This is a genomic window from Aminobacter sp. BE322 (assembly GCF_050433525.1).
GTDB lineage: Bacteria > Pseudomonadota > Alphaproteobacteria > Rhizobiales > Rhizobiaceae > Aminobacter.
Genome location: NZ_JBNPXB010000003.1, coordinates 127,186 through 142,728 on the forward strand (window position 1 = coordinate 127,186; position 15,543 = coordinate 142,728).

At 63.9% G+C, this 15,543-nt stretch carries 15 protein-coding genes; 8 read left to right on the forward strand and 7 right to left on the reverse strand.

The window, feature by feature from the left end:
* Positions 1 to 127 precede the first annotated feature (127 nt).
* The 3 genes from ldtR to J2X50_RS06790 all read right to left on the reverse strand — a co-directional run bounded on the left by ldtR (position 128) and on the right by J2X50_RS06790 (position 2,322).
* Positions 128 to 643 (reverse strand): transcriptional regulator LdtR, encoded by a 516-nt coding sequence (ldtR, locus tag J2X50_RS06780; protein ID WP_347966861.1) that lies wholly within the window; start codon positions 641 to 643, stop codon positions 128 to 130.
* A 213-nt stretch (positions 644 to 856) separates the two neighbouring features.
* Positions 857 to 1,252: a DUF6163 family protein gene (locus J2X50_RS06785; protein WP_429093741.1), complete on the reverse strand. Its 396-nt coding sequence runs from the start codon at positions 1,250 to 1,252 to the stop codon at positions 857 to 859.
* Positions 1,253 to 1,278: 26 nt separating this feature from the next.
* Positions 1,279 to 2,322: an enoyl-CoA hydratase/isomerase family protein gene (locus J2X50_RS06790; protein ID WP_429093743.1), complete on the reverse strand. Its 1,044-nt coding sequence runs from the start codon at positions 2,320 to 2,322 to the stop codon at positions 1,279 to 1,281.
* Positions 2,323 to 2,464: 142 nt separating this feature from the next.
* Here J2X50_RS06790 and hemB point away from each other — a divergent pair, with 142 nt between their 5' ends.
* The 6 genes from hemB to J2X50_RS06820 all read left to right on the forward strand — a co-directional run bounded on the left by hemB (position 2,465) and on the right by J2X50_RS06820 (position 6,578).
* A complete protein-coding gene (gene hemB / locus J2X50_RS06795) occupies positions 2,465 to 3,496 on the forward strand; it encodes a porphobilinogen synthase (RefSeq protein WP_429093196.1) in 1,032 nt (343 codons plus the stop codon).
* Between the two features lie 47 nt (positions 3,497 to 3,543).
* Positions 3,544 to 3,840: a nucleotidyltransferase family protein gene (locus J2X50_RS06800; protein ID WP_429093199.1), complete on the forward strand. Its 297-nt coding sequence runs from the start codon at positions 3,544 to 3,546 to the stop codon at positions 3,838 to 3,840.
* Positions 3,840 to 4,175 (forward strand): HepT-like ribonuclease domain-containing protein, encoded by a 336-nt coding sequence (locus tag J2X50_RS06805; protein WP_429093202.1) that lies wholly within the window; start codon positions 3,840 to 3,842, stop codon positions 4,173 to 4,175. The genes J2X50_RS06800 and J2X50_RS06805 overlap by 1 nt, the downstream gene beginning before the upstream one ends.
* An 86-nt stretch (positions 4,176 to 4,261) precedes the next feature.
* Positions 4,262 to 4,732, forward strand: a complete 471-nt coding sequence (locus tag J2X50_RS06810) for an RDD family protein (RefSeq protein ID WP_429093205.1) — start codon at positions 4,262 to 4,264, stop codon at positions 4,730 to 4,732.
* A gap of 139 nt (positions 4,733 to 4,871) precedes the next feature.
* Positions 4,872 to 5,621 (forward strand): arginyltransferase, encoded by a 750-nt coding sequence (locus J2X50_RS06815; RefSeq protein WP_429093208.1) that lies wholly within the window; start codon positions 4,872 to 4,874, stop codon positions 5,619 to 5,621.
* A gap of 57 nt (positions 5,622 to 5,678) precedes the next feature.
* Complete coding sequence (locus J2X50_RS06820) at positions 5,679 to 6,578, forward strand: DMT family transporter (protein WP_429093210.1); 900 nt, start codon at positions 5,679 to 5,681, stop codon at positions 6,576 to 6,578.
* 14 nt (positions 6,579 to 6,592) lie between these two features.
* On the opposite strand, the gene J2X50_RS06825 is transcribed toward J2X50_RS06820, so the two are convergent.
* Together J2X50_RS06825 and parC are read right to left on the reverse strand one after the other, a co-directional pair.
* The gene (locus J2X50_RS06825; RefSeq protein WP_429093745.1) at positions 6,593 to 7,750 is read right to left on the reverse strand and encodes an AI-2E family transporter; all 1,158 of its coding nucleotides are present in this window, start codon (positions 7,748 to 7,750) and stop codon (positions 6,593 to 6,595) included.
* Positions 7,751 to 7,942: 192 nt separating this feature from the next.
* The gene (gene parC / locus J2X50_RS06830) at positions 7,943 to 10,246 is read right to left on the reverse strand and encodes a DNA topoisomerase IV subunit A (RefSeq protein WP_429093213.1); all 2,304 of its coding nucleotides are present in this window, start codon (positions 10,244 to 10,246) and stop codon (positions 7,943 to 7,945) included.
* Between the two features lie 264 nt (positions 10,247 to 10,510).
* Between parC and J2X50_RS06835 the strand changes: the two genes are divergently transcribed.
* Positions 10,511 to 11,701 (forward strand): hypothetical protein, encoded by a 1,191-nt coding sequence (locus tag J2X50_RS06835; protein WP_429093216.1) that lies wholly within the window; start codon positions 10,511 to 10,513, stop codon positions 11,699 to 11,701.
* A gap of 96 nt (positions 11,702 to 11,797) precedes the next feature.
* On the opposite strand, the gene aspS is transcribed toward J2X50_RS06835, so the two are convergent.
* Positions 11,798 to 13,588, reverse strand: coding sequence for an aspartate--tRNA ligase (gene aspS / locus J2X50_RS06840; protein WP_429093218.1), 1,791 nt, complete (start codon positions 13,586 to 13,588; stop codon positions 11,798 to 11,800).
* Between the two features lie 136 nt (positions 13,589 to 13,724).
* Positions 13,725 to 14,141: a GNAT family N-acetyltransferase gene (locus J2X50_RS06845; protein ID WP_429093220.1), complete on the reverse strand. Its 417-nt coding sequence runs from the start codon at positions 14,139 to 14,141 to the stop codon at positions 13,725 to 13,727.
* A 154-nt stretch (positions 14,142 to 14,295) separates the two neighbouring features.
* Between J2X50_RS06845 and J2X50_RS06850 the strand changes: the two genes are divergently transcribed.
* Entirely contained in the window at positions 14,296 to 15,540 is a 1,245-nt protein-coding gene (locus tag J2X50_RS06850) for an MFS transporter (protein ID WP_429093223.1), read from the forward strand.
* Positions 15,541 to 15,543 lie beyond the last annotated feature (3 nt).

Below are 15,543 nucleotides of genomic sequence, written 5' to 3' on the forward strand. Positions count from 1 at the left end.
TCGGATGGTTCGGCCAGGCTCGCCTGCGGCAGCGAGAGAGGGGCAATAGGGCAACAGGCCGGGATGCCTGCTTCGCTGCCCTGTTCCCCTATTGCCCCGCTCCCCGCCACAAGCGGCGGCCGTTGTGTCACATCCGGTAAGCGATGGTGTCGTTCCAGAAGCGGTCGAGGCGCTGCAGGGCCCGGTTCATCTGCTTGAACTCGTCGGTGTTGATGCCGCCGACCTGCTCGATCGAGCCGACATGGCGCTCGTAGAGACCGGCCACGACCTCGGCCACTTCCTGGCCCTTCGGTGTCAGACTGACGCGGACCGAGCGACGGTCGATGCGCGAGCGCTGGTGGTTGATGAAGTCGAGCTCGACCAGCTTCTTGAGGTTGTACGAGACGTTCGAGCCGAGATAGTAGCCGCGGGAGCGCAGTTCGCCTGCGGTCAGCTCGGCATTGCCGATGTTGAACAGCAGCAACGCCTGGATCGCGTTGATGTCGCTGCGGCCGTTGCGATCGAACTCGTCCTTGACAACGTCAAGTAGACGGCGATGCAACCTTTCGACCAGCTGGAGCGATTCCAAGTAAAGCGAACGGATCGCCTCGTTGCGATCCTCAGAATTCATGACGGGCTTGGCCGCCTGACGCGAAGTGATCATTGTTTTTGCCTCTCGTTTGTCGCCTGGTGAGTTTTTGTTTGATCTCACCTTGAGCGCGAACTTATCGAATACCCATAAAATTCGACTTAAACGTCAGGCTTAACAAGGGCTTACCAGCCACTGGTTTCGAAAGAGGGTTAATGAAAGCCCCTCCGCGTAAGAAAAATTAACCTTGAATTTTACCGAATGCCCGGCAACGCCTTGAACGCGTTGCTACTGGGCCGCCGCCCGGCGCTGCTGAAGGTGCAGCAGGACCCGGAAGGTCGCGTAAACGAGCGCGACCACGGCATGGGCGACGACGATCAGCGGGCGGCCGCCGAACAGATCGGGGAAGCCCGCATACATGACCGTCTCGAACGCCGCGCAGATGAACCAGATCACCGGGCCCCAGGACGACAGCATCCACAGGCCGATCGCCGCGAACGGAAAGAACACCGCCAGCGTGGCCGACGCGACCTGCCAGTGCAAGGGCATCAGGTCGAAACGCCACAAGGTGGCGTCGTAGAGCCCTATCAGCCGAACCCAGTAGAGCACGCCGAACAGCAGGCAATAGCCGGCGACGACGCGCAGGAACCAGGCAAAGGCGTTTTCCAGCGTCGAAGGGTGCATTTCCTGGAGGCGGTTGACGCTGTCGATCACAGGACGAGTTCCCTGTCGCCGAGCGTTTCGAAATAGCGGTCGATGTCGGCCGGGTCGACATCCTCGATACGCGACGGCTTCCATTCGGGAGTCGACCCCTTGTCGACGAGGACGGCCCGGATGCCTTCGTAGAAGTCGTGCCCCGCCAGCATGCGATTGAGGATGCGGAACTCCATCCGCATGCAGTCTTCCATAGACATGGTGAGGCCGGCGCGCACCTGGCGGAAGGCGACGAACAGGCTCGTGGGCGACCGCGACAGGATGGTGGCGAGCGTCTTGGCCGCAAACTCGCTCGATCCGGCCTCCGCCTGCAGGCTTTCAATGACGTCCTCGAGCGCCGGCTTGGCGAAATGCCGCGCGATGGCTTCCAGCGCGTCGCGGTCGGTTTCACGCCTGGCGGCCTGGAAATAGCTGCGCAGTACGGCTTCCGCTTCGCCGGTCTCGCACAGGCGCTGGAGCAGGCCGGTGATGCCTTCGGCCGCAATCGTGTGCGTCGCCAGCCCCGACCAGAGCGCGTCGCCATAGCGGATGCGGTTGCCGGTCAGCGCCAGATACATGCCGAAATGGCTGCCGAGGTCGGGCAGCAGATGGCTGCCGCCGACATCCGGGAAGAAGCCGATGCCCACTTCCGGCATGGCGAACTGGGCGTTTTCAGTGAGGACCCGGTGCGAGCCGTGGAACGAGATGCCGACGCCGCCGCCCATGACGATGCCGTCGATCAGCGACAGATAGGGCTTGGCGTAGCGCTGGACATGCGCGTTGAGGCGGTACTCATCGGCGAAGAACTGGACGGGCGGAGCGCCGGTATTGCGGCTTTCGTAGACATTCATGATGTCGCCACCGGCGGAAAACGCCCTTCCCTCGGCCTTGACGACTACAAGTGCCACCTCGCGGTCGTGCTCCCAGGCCTTGAGCGCGCGCGACAGCGCGAGCACCATGTTGTGGGTCAGCGCATTCAGCGCCTTCGGCCGCGTCAGCGTAACGATGCCGGCCCTGCCGGTCCGCTCGAAGCGGATTTCATCGCCGCCGCCAAAATCAATAACCAAGAGATTCCCTCACATCGAAGCCGGGTTCGAAGAGCTAATGTGCTGCGCGTGGGTGCGTCAATGCCGCAGGTGCCATCGCGCCGCTTGGTCTTGGGCAAACCGGCATGCTAAAAACCGCACAATCCGGAGACCATCGATGAACAAGTTCACCCCCGCCAAGCCAGCCGGCGCGCGCAGCGTCGACGAGATCACCGGCAGCCGCCGCCTGCGCCGCATGCGCAAGGCGGACTGGTCGCGGCGCCTGGTCCAGGAGAACCGCCTGACGGTGGACGACCTGATCTGGCCGATCTTCATCGTCGACGGCGAAAATCGCCGGGAAGCCATTCCGGCGATGCCCGGCGTCTTCCGCATGTCCGTCGATCTCGCGGTCAAGGAAGCCGAACGCGCGGCCAAGCTCGGCATCCCGGCGCTCGCCACCTTCCCCAATGTCGACATGGGCCTGCGCGACCAGACAGGCGCCCATATCCTCGAGCCGGACAACATCATCAATCGCGCCACCCGCGCGATCAAGGCGGCGGTTCCGGAGATCGGTATCATCACCGACGTGGCGCTCGACCCGTTCACAAGCCACGGCCATGACGGCATCCTGCGCGACGGCATCATCGTCAACGACGAGACGGTCGCGCAGGTGGCCGCGGCCGCGGTGCTGCAGGCGGCGGCGGGTTCCGACATCATCGCCCCCTCCGACATGATGGACGGCCGCATCGGCGCGATCCGCGACGCGCTCGACGACAACGGCTTCCAGGACGTGGCGATCATGTCCTATGCGACCAAGTTCGCCTCGGCCTTCTACGGCCCCTATCGCGAGGCGATCGGCACGCAAGGGCTGCTCAAGGGCGACAAGAAGACCTACTACCTCGACCACGCCAATTCCGACGAGGCGATGCGCGAGGCCGAGCAGGATCTCGCCGAGGGCGCCGACATGCTGATGGTCAAGCCCGGCCTGCCTTATCTCGACATCATCCGGCGGCTGAAGGACGAGTTCCGGATGCCGACCTTCGCCTATCAGGTGTCGGGCGAGTATTCGATGATAAAGGCTGCCGGCGCCAATGGCTGGATCGACGGCGAGAAGGCCATGATCGAGAGCCTGCTCGCCTTCAAGCGCGCCGGCTGCGATGGCATCCTGACCTATTTCGCGCCGGAAGTGGCGGCGATGCTGAAGGGGTGAGCCGGCGGCTCCTACAACGTGGTCCGCTGTTGTTGTAGTATGCGGACATGAACAGATCGGAAGCCCTGAGAAGACTACGAGAGAACGCCGAAGCCATACGAGGCATGGGCGCGACGTCGCTATACCTGTTCGGCTCGACGGCGCGTGACGAGTCGTCATTCGGCAGCGATCTCGATCTTTTCATCGACTACGATCCGGACAGCCGCTTCTCGCTGATAGATCTCGTCGGCATCAAACAGCTTCTGGAAGAGGCGATGGCGACGGAAATCGATGTCACGACGCGCAACAGCCTGCATCCGCAATTGAAGGCTGACATCGAGCGCACGGCCATTCGCGTGTTCTGATGGCACGACGCAAAGACGGGCCTATCCTCGCGGAAATTCTTGCAGCACTCGACGGGATCGAGAAGGCAACGTCAGACAAGACGCTCCACGACTACGAACAGGATTGGCTGCTGAAGCACGGCGTCCAACGCGGCATCGAGATCATTTCGGAAGCGGCACGGCACCTACCGGACGAGTTGCTCGTGACCGAACCCGAGATCCCGTGGAAGCAAATACGCGGAATCGGCAACGTCCCGAGACACGAGTACCATAGGATCGCAGACCCCATTGTCTGGGCGGTCGTGACCCGACAACCTGCCGGCACTGCGCAAGGCGATCGAACGCATCGCCACTGAAGTTGCGAAGCGGGAATCTTGAATTCCCATATGACCCCCCCCATCTGCTTCCACGCGGGCACCGTCGCCTGCATGCAGAGGATTGAATGACCGCACGCGTCCTGGACGGCGAAATCATCACCAACCGGCTCGACGACGTCCGGGCATATGACGGCGTGCGTACGCGTCGCGTGCTGGCGTTCCTGATCGACTACCTGCTCGTCGGACTGCTGACGATCCCGTTCGCGATCGTCGTGTTCTTCCTGGGCATCCTGACACTCGGACTTGGCTGGGCGCTGTTCGGCATACTGTTGCCGCTCGTGGCGCTCGTCTACGTGTGGACGACGCTTGGCGGCCCCAACCAGGCGACCACCGGCATGCGCATCATGGGCATCCGCCTCGACCGCCTCGACGGCCGCCCGATCGACGGGCTGCTTGCGGTGGTGCACTCGGTCCTGTTCTGGGCCGGCAACGTAATGCTCACCCCGCTTGTCCTGCTGGTCACGCTGTTTTCCGACCGCAAGCGCACGCTGCACGACCTGCTGCTCGGCACCGTGGTCAGCCGCAGCGACCGCTGATTGAGCCTTTTGGCGTGGCAAATCATGCTTTCGCGCTAAAATGTGAAGGCGAGTTGCAGTCCGCCTTCACATTCATGTTGAATTTTTCGCAGTCGGCGCCAAGCTAGGGGACATTCGTGGGGAGTCTTCTAGACGCTCGATGACGCAGCATTCGACCCATTCGCCGCAATTCTTCCTGACGGCACCTTCTCCCTGCCCCTATCTCGAAGGGCAATTCGAGCGAAAGGTCTTCACGCATCTCGTCGGGGACAAGGCGCCGGAGATGAACGACCTGCTGACCCAGGGCGGCTTCCGACGTTCGCAGAACATTGCTTACCGTCCGGCCTGCGAGACCTGCCGCGCCTGTGTCTCGGTGCGCATCCTTGCGCAGGAATTCGTGCCGACACGCAACATGCGCCGGGTGATCGAACACAATTCCGACCTGATCGGGGCGATGCATGACGCGGAGCCCTCGACGGAGCAATATTCGCTGTTCCGCGCCTATCTCGATGCCCGCCACCGCAAGGGCGGCATGTCGGACATGACCGTGCTCGACTACGCCATGATGGTCGAAGACACCCATGTCGACACCAAGGTGATCGAATACCGCCGCCGCGGCCCGGACTCCTTCATCACCGGCAAGGGCCAGGGCGAGCTGATCGCGGTGGCCCTGACCGACAGGATGTCGGATGGCCTGTCGATGGTCTACTCCTACTTCAATCCGGAGATGGACCATCGCTCGCTTGGCACCTTCATGATCCTCGACCACATCGCCCGCGCCCGCGCCATGGGCCTGCCCCACGTCTATCTCGGATACTGGGTCAACGGTTCACGCAAGATGAACTATAAGATACGCTTCAAGCCGCAGGAGCATCTCGCGCCCAAGGGCTGGGAGCGCTTCGAAGGCTAGAACTGATCACGTCCGGCCCGTTTCCACGCTGCCGTCGACCGTCTGGCAGAGGAAACCGTGGCTGACGTCCATTCGAACCACACCAAAGGGCTGTTGCTCACCGGCATCGGCGGCCTCGCGCTGACCGTCGACATTCCACTCATCAAGCTGGCGGCCGGCAACAACTGGTCGATCCTGATGATGCGAAGCGGCACCACCTTCCTTGCCGCGATCGTCATCTGGCTGGTCTGGCGCGCGTTCGACCGCAATGCCCCACAGCTCATCCCCGGCAAGGCAGGCCTGGTGGTCGCCAGCCTCTACGGCATAGGCTCCATTTCATTCATCACCGCCGTCTACAACACGTCCACGGCAAACCTCGTCTTCATCCTGGCCTTCAACACCGTCTTTGCGGCGCTACTGTCGTGGATATTCCTGCGCGAGAGACCGCGCCCGGCAACCACGCTGGCGATGCTGTTCATGATCGGCGGCGTGCTCGTCATCGTCGGAGGCTCGATCGGGACAGGCCACGTTTTCGGCGACCTGATGGCGGTCGTATCGGCCTTCTGCATCGCCTCGGCCATCACCATCTCGCGCTCCAGCGGCAAGGACATGGGCTTCACCGCCCTGGTCGGCGTGCTGTTTCCCTGCCTGGTTGCGGCCTTCATGGTCTCCAAGACCGGTTTTCAGGTCGAGGCGCCGTGGTGGATCATCTTCAACGGCGCGGTGATCATGCCGATCTCGTTCTTCTGCCTCGCCAACGGCCCGAAGTATCTCTCCGGACCGGAAGTGGCGATGTTCTATCTCCTGGAGACGGTGCTCGCGCCGATCTGGGTCTGGATGATCTTTTCCGAGGTGCCGACGACCAACAGCCTGATCGGCGGAGCGATCCTGATCGTGACGCTCGTCGCCCACTCGGCCTGGCAGCTTTCCCAGAGCCGCAAGCGTCGCGCCGGCGCGGTCATCGAACAGGCAGCCTAGCCCCCGCGCGGCTGCTAGCCGGCCTGCGTCCGCTTGGCCGGCGCATCGTCGCCCGCCGCTTCGGCCGCGCCCTCGGTCGGTGCATTGGCGGCAACGATCGCGGCCTCGTCGGTCAGTTCGATCTCGCGGATCCACTCGCGCCAGATGGCGACGAGCAGCGCCATCAGCACCGGCCCGATGAACAGGCCGAGCAGGCCCATCGTCTTGACGCCGCCGATGAGGCCGAAAAAGGTCGGCAGGAACGGCAGCTTGATCGGGCCGCCCACCAGCCTCGGCCGCAGCGTCTTGTCGACGATGAAAAGCTCGATCGAACCCCAGGCGAACAGGGCCACGCCGGCAATCGGCGAGCCGCTGGCGAGGAGATAGACCGAGACGAGCGTGAAACACAGCGGCGCGCCGCCGGGGATCAGCGCCATGAAGCCGGTGATGACGCCGAGGGTCACCGGCGAGGGCACGCCGGCGATCCAGTAGGCGACGCCGAGCACGACCCCCTCGCCTATCGCGATCACCGTCATGCCCATCACGGTGGCGCTGATGGTCTTGGGTACCACGCGCGAGATGCGCTCCCATCGCATCGGCAGGATGCGCTCGCCGAGCCGGTCGAGCTGGCCCACGAACGCCTCGCCGTCGCGATAGGTGAAAAACAGGGCGATCAGCATGAACAGCATGGTGAGCAGGATGCTGAAGGCGCTGCCACCGGCGGCGAGAACGCCGCGGTAGATGCTGCCGATATTTGCGCCGCTGAAGAGCTGGAACAGTTCGCCGATCGAGCCCGGATGGCCGATGTTGCGGGTCCATTGCTCGTTGAGCCACTCGCCAACGACCGGCAGGTTGGCGATCCACGCAGGCGTCGACGCGCCCTGACGGTTGGTGTTCACCGCCCAGGCGAACCATTCGCGGATCTCGTTCACCGCATAGGTCGAGGCAAAGGAGATGGGCACCACGAGGAAGGCGACGATGAACAGCAGCGCCAAAGTGGCGGCGATGGTGCGGTTGCCTTCGACGGCCGCGAGCAGCCGGCGGTAGATGGGCCAGCTGGCGAAGGCGATGACAAGCGCTGCCAGCACCGGCACGAGGAACCCATGGAAGAAATAGATGCCGGCCGCCACGATCAGGACCAGCAGCCAGCGGGCTGCCGACAATGGCGGGACGAGCGGCGCGCGCATCGGCATGGACGGGCCGAAAAGTCGCGGCTCGCGCTCCGGTTTGCGGGGATTGGACAGTCTCAAGGGCCTGATCTCCTTGGCCCTGGTATGGACCCTAGCTGGACGCCCGGCGACACCGCATGACACCGGCTAGAGGATCATAGAGCCTAACGCGGCGGCGCGCACGCAAACTTTGGGCGCCGCGCGCCTGCCTCAACGTCAACCGAAGCGCCCGGTGCGCGGGAACCCCTTGGGAACCATCCGGCCCGCCGTGGCGCGGGCGCCGATCCACTCCGCCAGCTCCTCGCGGGTGCGGGTGAAGGTGCGCTCGGCCGAATCCTGCCAGGTAAGCCCCGTCTCCATCGCGAAGGCCTTCACGTCGAGGACGCCGCCATCCTTGTATTTCTGCAGGCGGACGCCCTTGCCGCGCGTCATTTCGGGGATTTCCTGCAACGCAAACACCAGCATCTTGCGGTTCTCGCCGACGATGGCGAGATGGTCGCCGATCAGCGGCACGCAGAGCTTGGCCTCGTCGGGCGTCCTGATGTTCATCACCTGCTTGCCCTTGCGGGTGTTGGCGATGACCTCGTCCTCGGGCACCACGAAGCCGTTGCCCTCGTGGCTGACCAGCAGCAGCTTGCGCTTGGGCTCATGGACGAAGGCCGTGACGATGTCCTGGTCGTTCTCCATGTCCACGATGATGCGGATCGGCTCGCCGTGGCCGCGGCCGCCCGGCAGGCGGTCGGCGCCGATGGTGTAGAACTTGCCGCCCGTGGTGAAGACCAGGATCTTGTCCGTCGTCTGGGCATGGAAGGCGAGCTTGAGGCTGTCGCCCTCCTTGAAGGAAAGTTGCGAATAGTCGGCCAGGTGGCCCTTCATCGCCCGCAGCCAGCCCTTTTCGGAGACCACGACCGTCACCGGCTCCTTCTCGATCATGGCGTGATGGATGTCGGTAAGGTCGTGCTCAGGCGCTGCGGTGAACTCCGTGCGGCGGCGGCCAAGCTCGGTATCGAGGCCATAGAGCTTGCGCACATTGGCCACTTCCCACTTGATCGTCTGCCACTGCTTGCTCTCGGACGAGAGCAGCGCCTCGATCTGCTTCTTCTCGGCGCTGAGGGCATCGTGTTCCTTGCGGATCTCGAATTCCTCGAGCTTGCGCAGCGCCCGCAGGCGCATGTTGAGGATGGCCTCGGCCTGCGTGTCGGTGAGATCCCAGCGGGCCATCATGACCTGCTTGGGCTCGTCCTCCTCGCGGATGATGCGGATCACCTCGTCGATGTTGAGGTAGGCGATCAGGTAGCCGCCGAGGATTTCCAGCCGCCGCTCGATTTCCCCGAGGCGGAACTGCGAGCGCCGGACGAGCACTTCGCGACGATGCTCGAGCCATTCCTGCAGCACGCTCTTGAGCGACAAGACGTTCGGCACCTTGCCGCGCGACAGGACGTTCATGTTGAGCGAGAAGCGGCTTTCGAGCTCGGTGAGCTTGAACAGCGACTCCATCAGAAGGCCGGGATCGACGGTGCGGCTCTTGGGCACCAGCACGACGCGGATGTCCTCGGCGCTCTCGTCGCGGATGTCCTCCAGCAGCGGCAGCTTGCGCGCGATCAGGAGCTCGGCAATCTTCTCGATCAGCCGCGACTTGAGCACGCCGTAGGGGATCTCGGTGACGACGATATTCCAGGTGCCCCTGCCCTGGTCTTCCTGGTGCCACTTGGCGCGCACGCGGAAGCCACCGCGGCCGGTCTCGTAGGCCTGGACGATCGAAGCCCAGTCGTCGACGACGCTGCCGCCGGTCGGGAAGTCGGGGCCGCGCACCTTGCAGGCCAGGGCAAGCTCGGGGTCGTCCTTTATCTGCTCCCACTCCGAGGGAGAGGTCATGAGGTCGGTGACCGTGGCCTGCGGATTGTCGATGAGATGGAGCGCAGCACTGCACAATTCGGCCGCGTTGTGTGGCGGGATCGACGTCGCCATGCCGACCGCGATGCCCGACGAACCGTTGGCCAGCAAGTTCGGAAAGGCCCCCGGCAGGACGATGGGCTCCTCGTCCTCCTCATTGTAGGTCGGACGGAAGTCGACGGCATCCTCGGTGATGCCCTCGAGCAGCGACACCGCCACCTCGGTCATGCGCGCTTCGGTGTAGCGCATGGCAGCGGCGTTATCGCCGTCGATGTTGCCGAAGTTTCCCTGCCCGTCGACCAGCGGATAGCGGACCGAAAAGTCCTGGGCCAGGCGCACCAGCGCGTCGTAGATGGACTGGTCGCCGTGCGGGTGGAACTTGCCCATCACCTCGCCGACGATGCGGGCGCATTTGGCGAATCCCTGGTCCGGATTGAGCCTGAGCAGACGCATGGCGTGCATGATGCGGCGGTGGACGGGCTTCAGCCCGTCGCGCACGTCCGGCAGCGCCCGATGCATGATGGTCGACAGCGCATAGGCGAGGTAGCGCTCTTCGAGCGCCTTCTTGAGGTCGACCGGTTCGATGTTGTCACCGCCGCCGGACGGCGGCAAAAGCCCTTTTCCCATGGGTTTGGACTAACGGAACGGGCGATTCGCGACAAGCCTTATCGGCAAAAGCAAGGGTGAATGGCACCCGGATGCGACGAATCTTCCTGCTCGCTAAAGTAGCAATCTCGCGGTCAGTGGGTCATTCACCATTTTTGCGCGTGTTGCATTGCAGCGATTGCCTTTTGCGTCGAATTGCTGCCATTGTCATTGCGGCGCCTTCTTCCAGTCCAGTTCGTGACGGACGAAAGGCCGAACGATTCCTAACAGTCTCAGGGAACCACCATGACGCAACATCGCTCTGCATTCGGCAAGCTCGTGCTATCGACATTCCTCTTCACGCTGCCGCTGAACGCTGCGTTCGCCCAGGAGGCCGGCGCAGTGGCCGAAAGGCTCAAGACAGTGCTTGCCTCACAGAACATGACGCTGGGCTGGAGCAGCGCAACCGGCGACGCGTCGGAGATCGTCCTCGAAGGCGCCACCATCACCGTGGCCGGCGAGGGCAAGGCGTTCCCGATCGGCAAGCTGACGCTGAGCGGCGTCGAAGACGACAACGGCGGCTACAAGATCACGACGATCAGCACCGAGCCCTACAGCGTCACCCAGGACGGCGCGACCGTCGACATCAGCCCGTTGACCTTCGGCAACGTGAAATTGCCGGCCGAAGGCTCCACCGATCCGCTCGCCTCGCTGCTGATGTACGAAACGGCGGCGCTCGACAATCTCAGCGTCAAGGTGGGCGACAAGCAGGCCTTTCAGATGACCAACTTCACCGCCGAGGTAACGCCGCCGGTCGACGGGAAGGCCATGTCGTTCACCGGCGGGGCCGAGAAGTTCTCGGCCGATCTCAGCCTCGTCGAGGACCCGCAGTCGAAGGCAGCGATCGACGCGCTCGGCTACCAGAACATCAGCGGCAACCTCCAGCTCGCCGGCACCTGGCAGCCGACCGACGGGCGGATGACGCTGTCGCAGTACAATATCGCGGTCGACAATGCCGGCGCGCTCGGCATGACCTTCGATCTCGGCGGCTACACGCTCGACTTCATCAAGTCGGTGCAAGACCTGCAGAAGACCATGGCCGCGCAGCCGCAGGGCGCCGACAATTCGGCCCAGGGCCTGGCCATGCTCGGCCTCATGCAGCAGCTCACCTTCCACGGTGCCACGATCCGCTTCGACGACGCGTCGATCACCAACAAGGTGCTGGAATATCTCGGCAAGCAGCAGGGCATGACGGCCAAGGATATTGCCAACCAGGCCAAGGCGATCGTTCCGTTCATGATGATGGAGCTCAACAACCCCGAACTGACCCAGCAGGTCACGGCCGCCGTCACGGCCTTCCTGGACAACCCGAAGTCGCTCGAAATCGCCGCGAAGCCCGGCTCGCCGGTGCCGTTCGCGTTGCTCGCCGCCAATGGCATGGCGAACCCGAAGGACCTGCCGAAGACGCTTGGCCTTTCGGTCACGGCAAACCAGTAAGCCTCAGGGCCGACGCCAAACAAAAAAGCCCGGCAGCGATGCCGGGCTTTTTTCTTGGCGATTTGTCGAGTCGAAAGAGGCGCTTGCGCGCGTTGCTTAAGCCTCTTTCTTGGCCACCGCGACGCGCAGCGACAGCTCGCGCAGCTGCTGCGGCGTGGCCTCGGCCGGCGCGTTCATCAGCAGGTCCTGCGCCTGCTGGTTCATCGGGAAAAGCGTCACTTCGCGCAGGTTCTTGGCGCCGACGAGCAGCATGATCACGCGGTCGACACCGGCAGCCATGCCGCCATGCGGCGGCGCGCCGTACTGGAAGGCGCGGTAGAGACCGCCGAAATGTTCCTCGACCTCTTCACGCGACTTGCCGGTCAGCTCGAAGGCCTTGACCATCAGTTCGGGCAGCTGGTTGCGGATCGAGCCGGAGGCGATTTCGAAGCCGTTGCAGACCATGTCGTACTGATAGGCCTTGATGGTCAGCGGGTCCTGGTTGTTGAGCGCATCCAGGCCGCCCTGCGGCATCGAGAACGGGTTGTGGGCGAAATCGATCTTCTTCTCTTCTTCCAGCCATTCGTAGAACGGGAAGTCGATGATCCAGCACAGCTCGAAACGCTCGCGGTCGACGAGGTTCAGTTCCTCGCCGGCACGGGTGCGGGCAGCGCCCGCGAACGAGACGAACTTCCTGGGATCGCCGGCGACGAAGAAGGCGGCATCGCCGTCCGACAGGCCGAGCTGCTCACGGATCGCCTCGGTGCGCTCCTCGCCGATGTTCTTGGCGATCGGGCCTGCGCCCTCGAGCTTGTCGCCTTCCTTGCGCCAGAAGATGTAGCCGAGGCCCGGCTGGCCCTCGCCCTGCGCCCAGGAGTTCATGCGATCGCAGAATGCGCGCGAGCCGCCGGTCTTGGCCGGGATCGCCCAGACCTCGACCTTCGGGTTGGAGGCGATCATGCCCGCGAACACCTTGAAGCCAGAACCGTCGAAGTGCCTGGTGACTTCCTGGATCTCGATCGGATTGCGCAGATCGGGCTTGTCGGTGCCATAGGTGCGCAGCGCGGTATCGTAAGGAATGCGGCGGAACTGCTGGGTGACCGGCTTGCCGTCGGCAAACTTCTCGAACACGCCGCGCATCACCGGCTCCATCGTGTTCCAGACGTCTTCCTGGGTCACGAAGCTCATTTCGAGGTCGAGCTGGTAGAATTCGCCCGGCAGGCGGTCGGCGCGCGGGTCTTCGTCGCGGAAGCACGGCGCGATCTGGAAGTAGCGGTCGAAGCCCGCGACCATCAACAGTTGCTTGTACTGCTGCGGCGCCTGCGGCAGCGCGAAGAACTTGCCCGGATGGATGCGCGACGGCACCAGGAAGTCGCGCGCGCCTTCCGGCGACGAGGCCGTCAGGATCGGCGTCGAATATTCGGTGAAGCCGACGTCGTTCATGCGCTTGCGCATCTCGGCGATGATCCTGGTGCGCGCCACGATGTTCTTGTGCAGCGTTTCGCGGCGCAGGTCGAGGAAGCGGTACTTGAGGCGGATGTCCTCGGGATATTCCGGCTCGCCGAAGACCGGCAGCGGCAGTTCCTTGGCGGCCGACAGCACCTCGATCTCGCGGGCGAAGATCTCGATCTCCCCGGTCGGCAGGTTGGCGTTGACCGCCTCGTCCAGGCGCGCCTTGACGTCGCCGTCGACGCGGATCACCCACTCACCGCGGACCGTCTCGGCGGTCTTGAAGGCCGGCGAATCGGGATCGGCGACGATCTGGGTCATGCCGTAGTGATCGCGCAGGTCGATGAACAGCAGGCCGCCATGGTCGCGGACGCGATGCACCCAGCCGGACAGGCGAACGGCGGAGCCGACGTCGGATTTCCTCAATTGGGCGCAGGTGTGGCTGCGGTAACGGTGCATGGCAAAGTTCCGGTTCGGGCTGTTGTTGTGCGGCGCCCAGGCGTCATCCGCGCCCCGGGCCGAAAATTCGCGCGAAAAGCGCATGGGTGCCCGGTTTTGTCAAGGCAAAGCGGGCTCCGACACGTTGTGCGGGCGGCTAGAAGCGCTTCTTGAGCCACACGCGCGAATGTCCGGCCGGGTAATCGTCGATGCGGCCGAACTCCTCGTATCCCTGGCGCTTGTAGAACTCGGGCGCTTGGAACGTATACGAATCGAGATGCACGCCGACACAGCCGCGCTGCCTCGCCGCTTCCTCGGCCGCTGCCAGCAGCCGCGTGCCGAGGCCTCCGCCGCGATGGTCGGGGCTGATCCAGAGCCACTCGACGAACAGCCAGCTGTATTCCGACGAGCCCTTGAGGCCGCCCGCGACCCTGCCCTGCGCATCGCGGGCGACGATCCAGAGGTCCTGGTCGTCGGGCGGCCCCGCGGTGTCGTAGTTGTATGCGTTCAGCCCGTTGCCGATCAGGCTCGCAGTCTCCCGGTCGATGCTCGTGCTGACGGTCAGGGTCGTCATTATCGGCTCCCGCGCCCGAAGGCGGAAACGGGAAGCTATCGGCAAGTTTTGTGGCAAGGTTGGCGCAGCCGACGGAATATGTCGCACCAGCGGCGGTGCGGCATTGACCCGAGGGCCTAACTAGAGCCAAGTCGGGTTTTGTCACGCGCATCGAATGTCTTCCATACGCCCCCTCATACCGCTCCTGATCACCGCCGGCATCCTGCTCGGCGGCAACGGCCTGCAAAGCACGCTCTTGGCGCTGCGCGGAGCTCAGGAAGGCTTTTCGGCTTCGACCATCGGGCTGAACGGCACCGCCTATTTCGGCGGCTTCCTGCTCGGCTGCATCTTCATCACCCGGATCATGAAGGCCGTGGGCCACGTCCGCGCCTTCGCGGCGCTGGCCGCGATCGCGGCTTCGGCGACGCTCACGCTGGTGCTGGTCATCGACCCGCTGACCTGGTCGGCGATCCGCTTCACCACCGGATTCTGCTTCGCCGGCCTGTTCACGGTGATGGAGAGCTGGCTGAATTCCGGTGCATCCAACAACGACCGCGCGCGGCTGCTTGCGATCTACCGCATCATCGACATCGGCTCGGTGACCGGGGCGCAATTCATGATCCCGATCTTCGGCGCCGGCGGCTTCACCATCTTCGCCATCATGTCGATCATGATCACGCTGTCGCTGGTGCCCGTCTCGATCGCCGACCGCTCCAACCCGACGCCGCCCGAGGACGTCAGGCTTGATCTCAGGCGCGCCTGGCGCATCTCGCCGCTCGGCAGCATCGGCTGCATCTTCGTCGGCATCACCAACAGCGCGTTCCGCACGATGAGCCCGATCTATGCCGAGCAGATCGGCATGTCGGTCACCGACGTGGTCACCTTCGTCAGCGTCGGCATCATCGGCGGCGCGATGATCCAATACCCGCTCGGCTACCTTTCGGACCTTTGGGACCGCCGCAGGGTTCTGCTCGTGGCCACGACAGGCGCCCTCGCCTCCGCGCTGATGCTGGTGTTCATGGCCGGCACGTCGCCGATCGCCAACTTCGTGCTCGTCTTCATCTTCGGCTCGTTCGCGATGCCGCTCTATTCGCTGTCGGCGGCCCATGCCAACGACCGCGCCGAGAAAGGCGAGTTCGTCCTCGTCAATGCCGCCCTGATGCTGTTCTATTCGGTAGGCGCCATCGCCGGGCCGTTCATCGCGTCGCTGTTCATGGAGAGCTACGGGCCGCACTCGTTGTTCGCGTTCAGCGCCGCGGTCTATGTCATTTTCATCGCCGTGATCGTCTACCGCATGGGCGTGCGTTCGCCCGTGCCGGCAGGGCATCGCAGCCGTTTCTTCGGGCTATTGCGGACCTCGCCGATATTCGCCAGATTCGCCGGTCGTAGCAGCAACGGCGACGATTCCGGCGACGCATAGGCG

Coding starts and splice junctions, on each gene's coding strand:
- ldtR (WP_347966861.1), bottom strand. CDS start 643: ATGATCACTTCGCGTCAGGCGGCCAAGCCCGTCATGAATTCTGAGGAT.
- J2X50_RS06785 (WP_429093741.1), bottom strand. CDS start 1,252: ATGCACCCTTCGACGCTGGAAAACGCCTTTGCCTGGTTCCTGCGCGTC.
- hemB (WP_429093196.1), top strand. CDS start 2,465: ATGAACAAGTTCACCCCCGCCAAGCCAGCCGGCGCGCGCAGCGTCGAC.
- J2X50_RS06800 (WP_429093199.1), top strand. CDS start 3,544: ATGAACAGATCGGAAGCCCTGAGAAGACTACGAGAGAACGCCGAAGCC.
- J2X50_RS06805 (WP_429093202.1), top strand. CDS start 3,840: ATGGCACGACGCAAAGACGGGCCTATCCTCGCGGAAATTCTTGCAGCA.
- J2X50_RS06810 (WP_429093205.1), top strand. CDS start 4,262: ATGACCGCACGCGTCCTGGACGGCGAAATCATCACCAACCGGCTCGAC.
- J2X50_RS06815 (WP_429093208.1), top strand. CDS start 4,872: ATGACGCAGCATTCGACCCATTCGCCGCAATTCTTCCTGACGGCACCT.
- J2X50_RS06825 (WP_429093745.1), bottom strand. CDS start 7,750: ATGCCGATGCGCGCGCCGCTCGTCCCGCCATTGTCGGCAGCCCGCTGG.
- parC (WP_429093213.1), bottom strand. CDS start 10,246: ATGGGAAAAGGGCTTTTGCCGCCGTCCGGCGGCGGTGACAACATCGAA.
- J2X50_RS06835 (WP_429093216.1), top strand. CDS start 10,511: ATGACGCAACATCGCTCTGCATTCGGCAAGCTCGTGCTATCGACATTC.
- aspS (WP_429093218.1), bottom strand. CDS start 13,588: ATGCACCGTTACCGCAGCCACACCTGCGCCCAATTGAGGAAATCCGAC.
- J2X50_RS06845 (WP_429093220.1), bottom strand. CDS start 14,141: ATGACGACCCTGACCGTCAGCACGAGCATCGACCGGGAGACTGCGAGC.
- J2X50_RS06850 (WP_429093223.1), top strand. CDS start 14,296: ATGTCTTCCATACGCCCCCTCATACCGCTCCTGATCACCGCCGGCATC.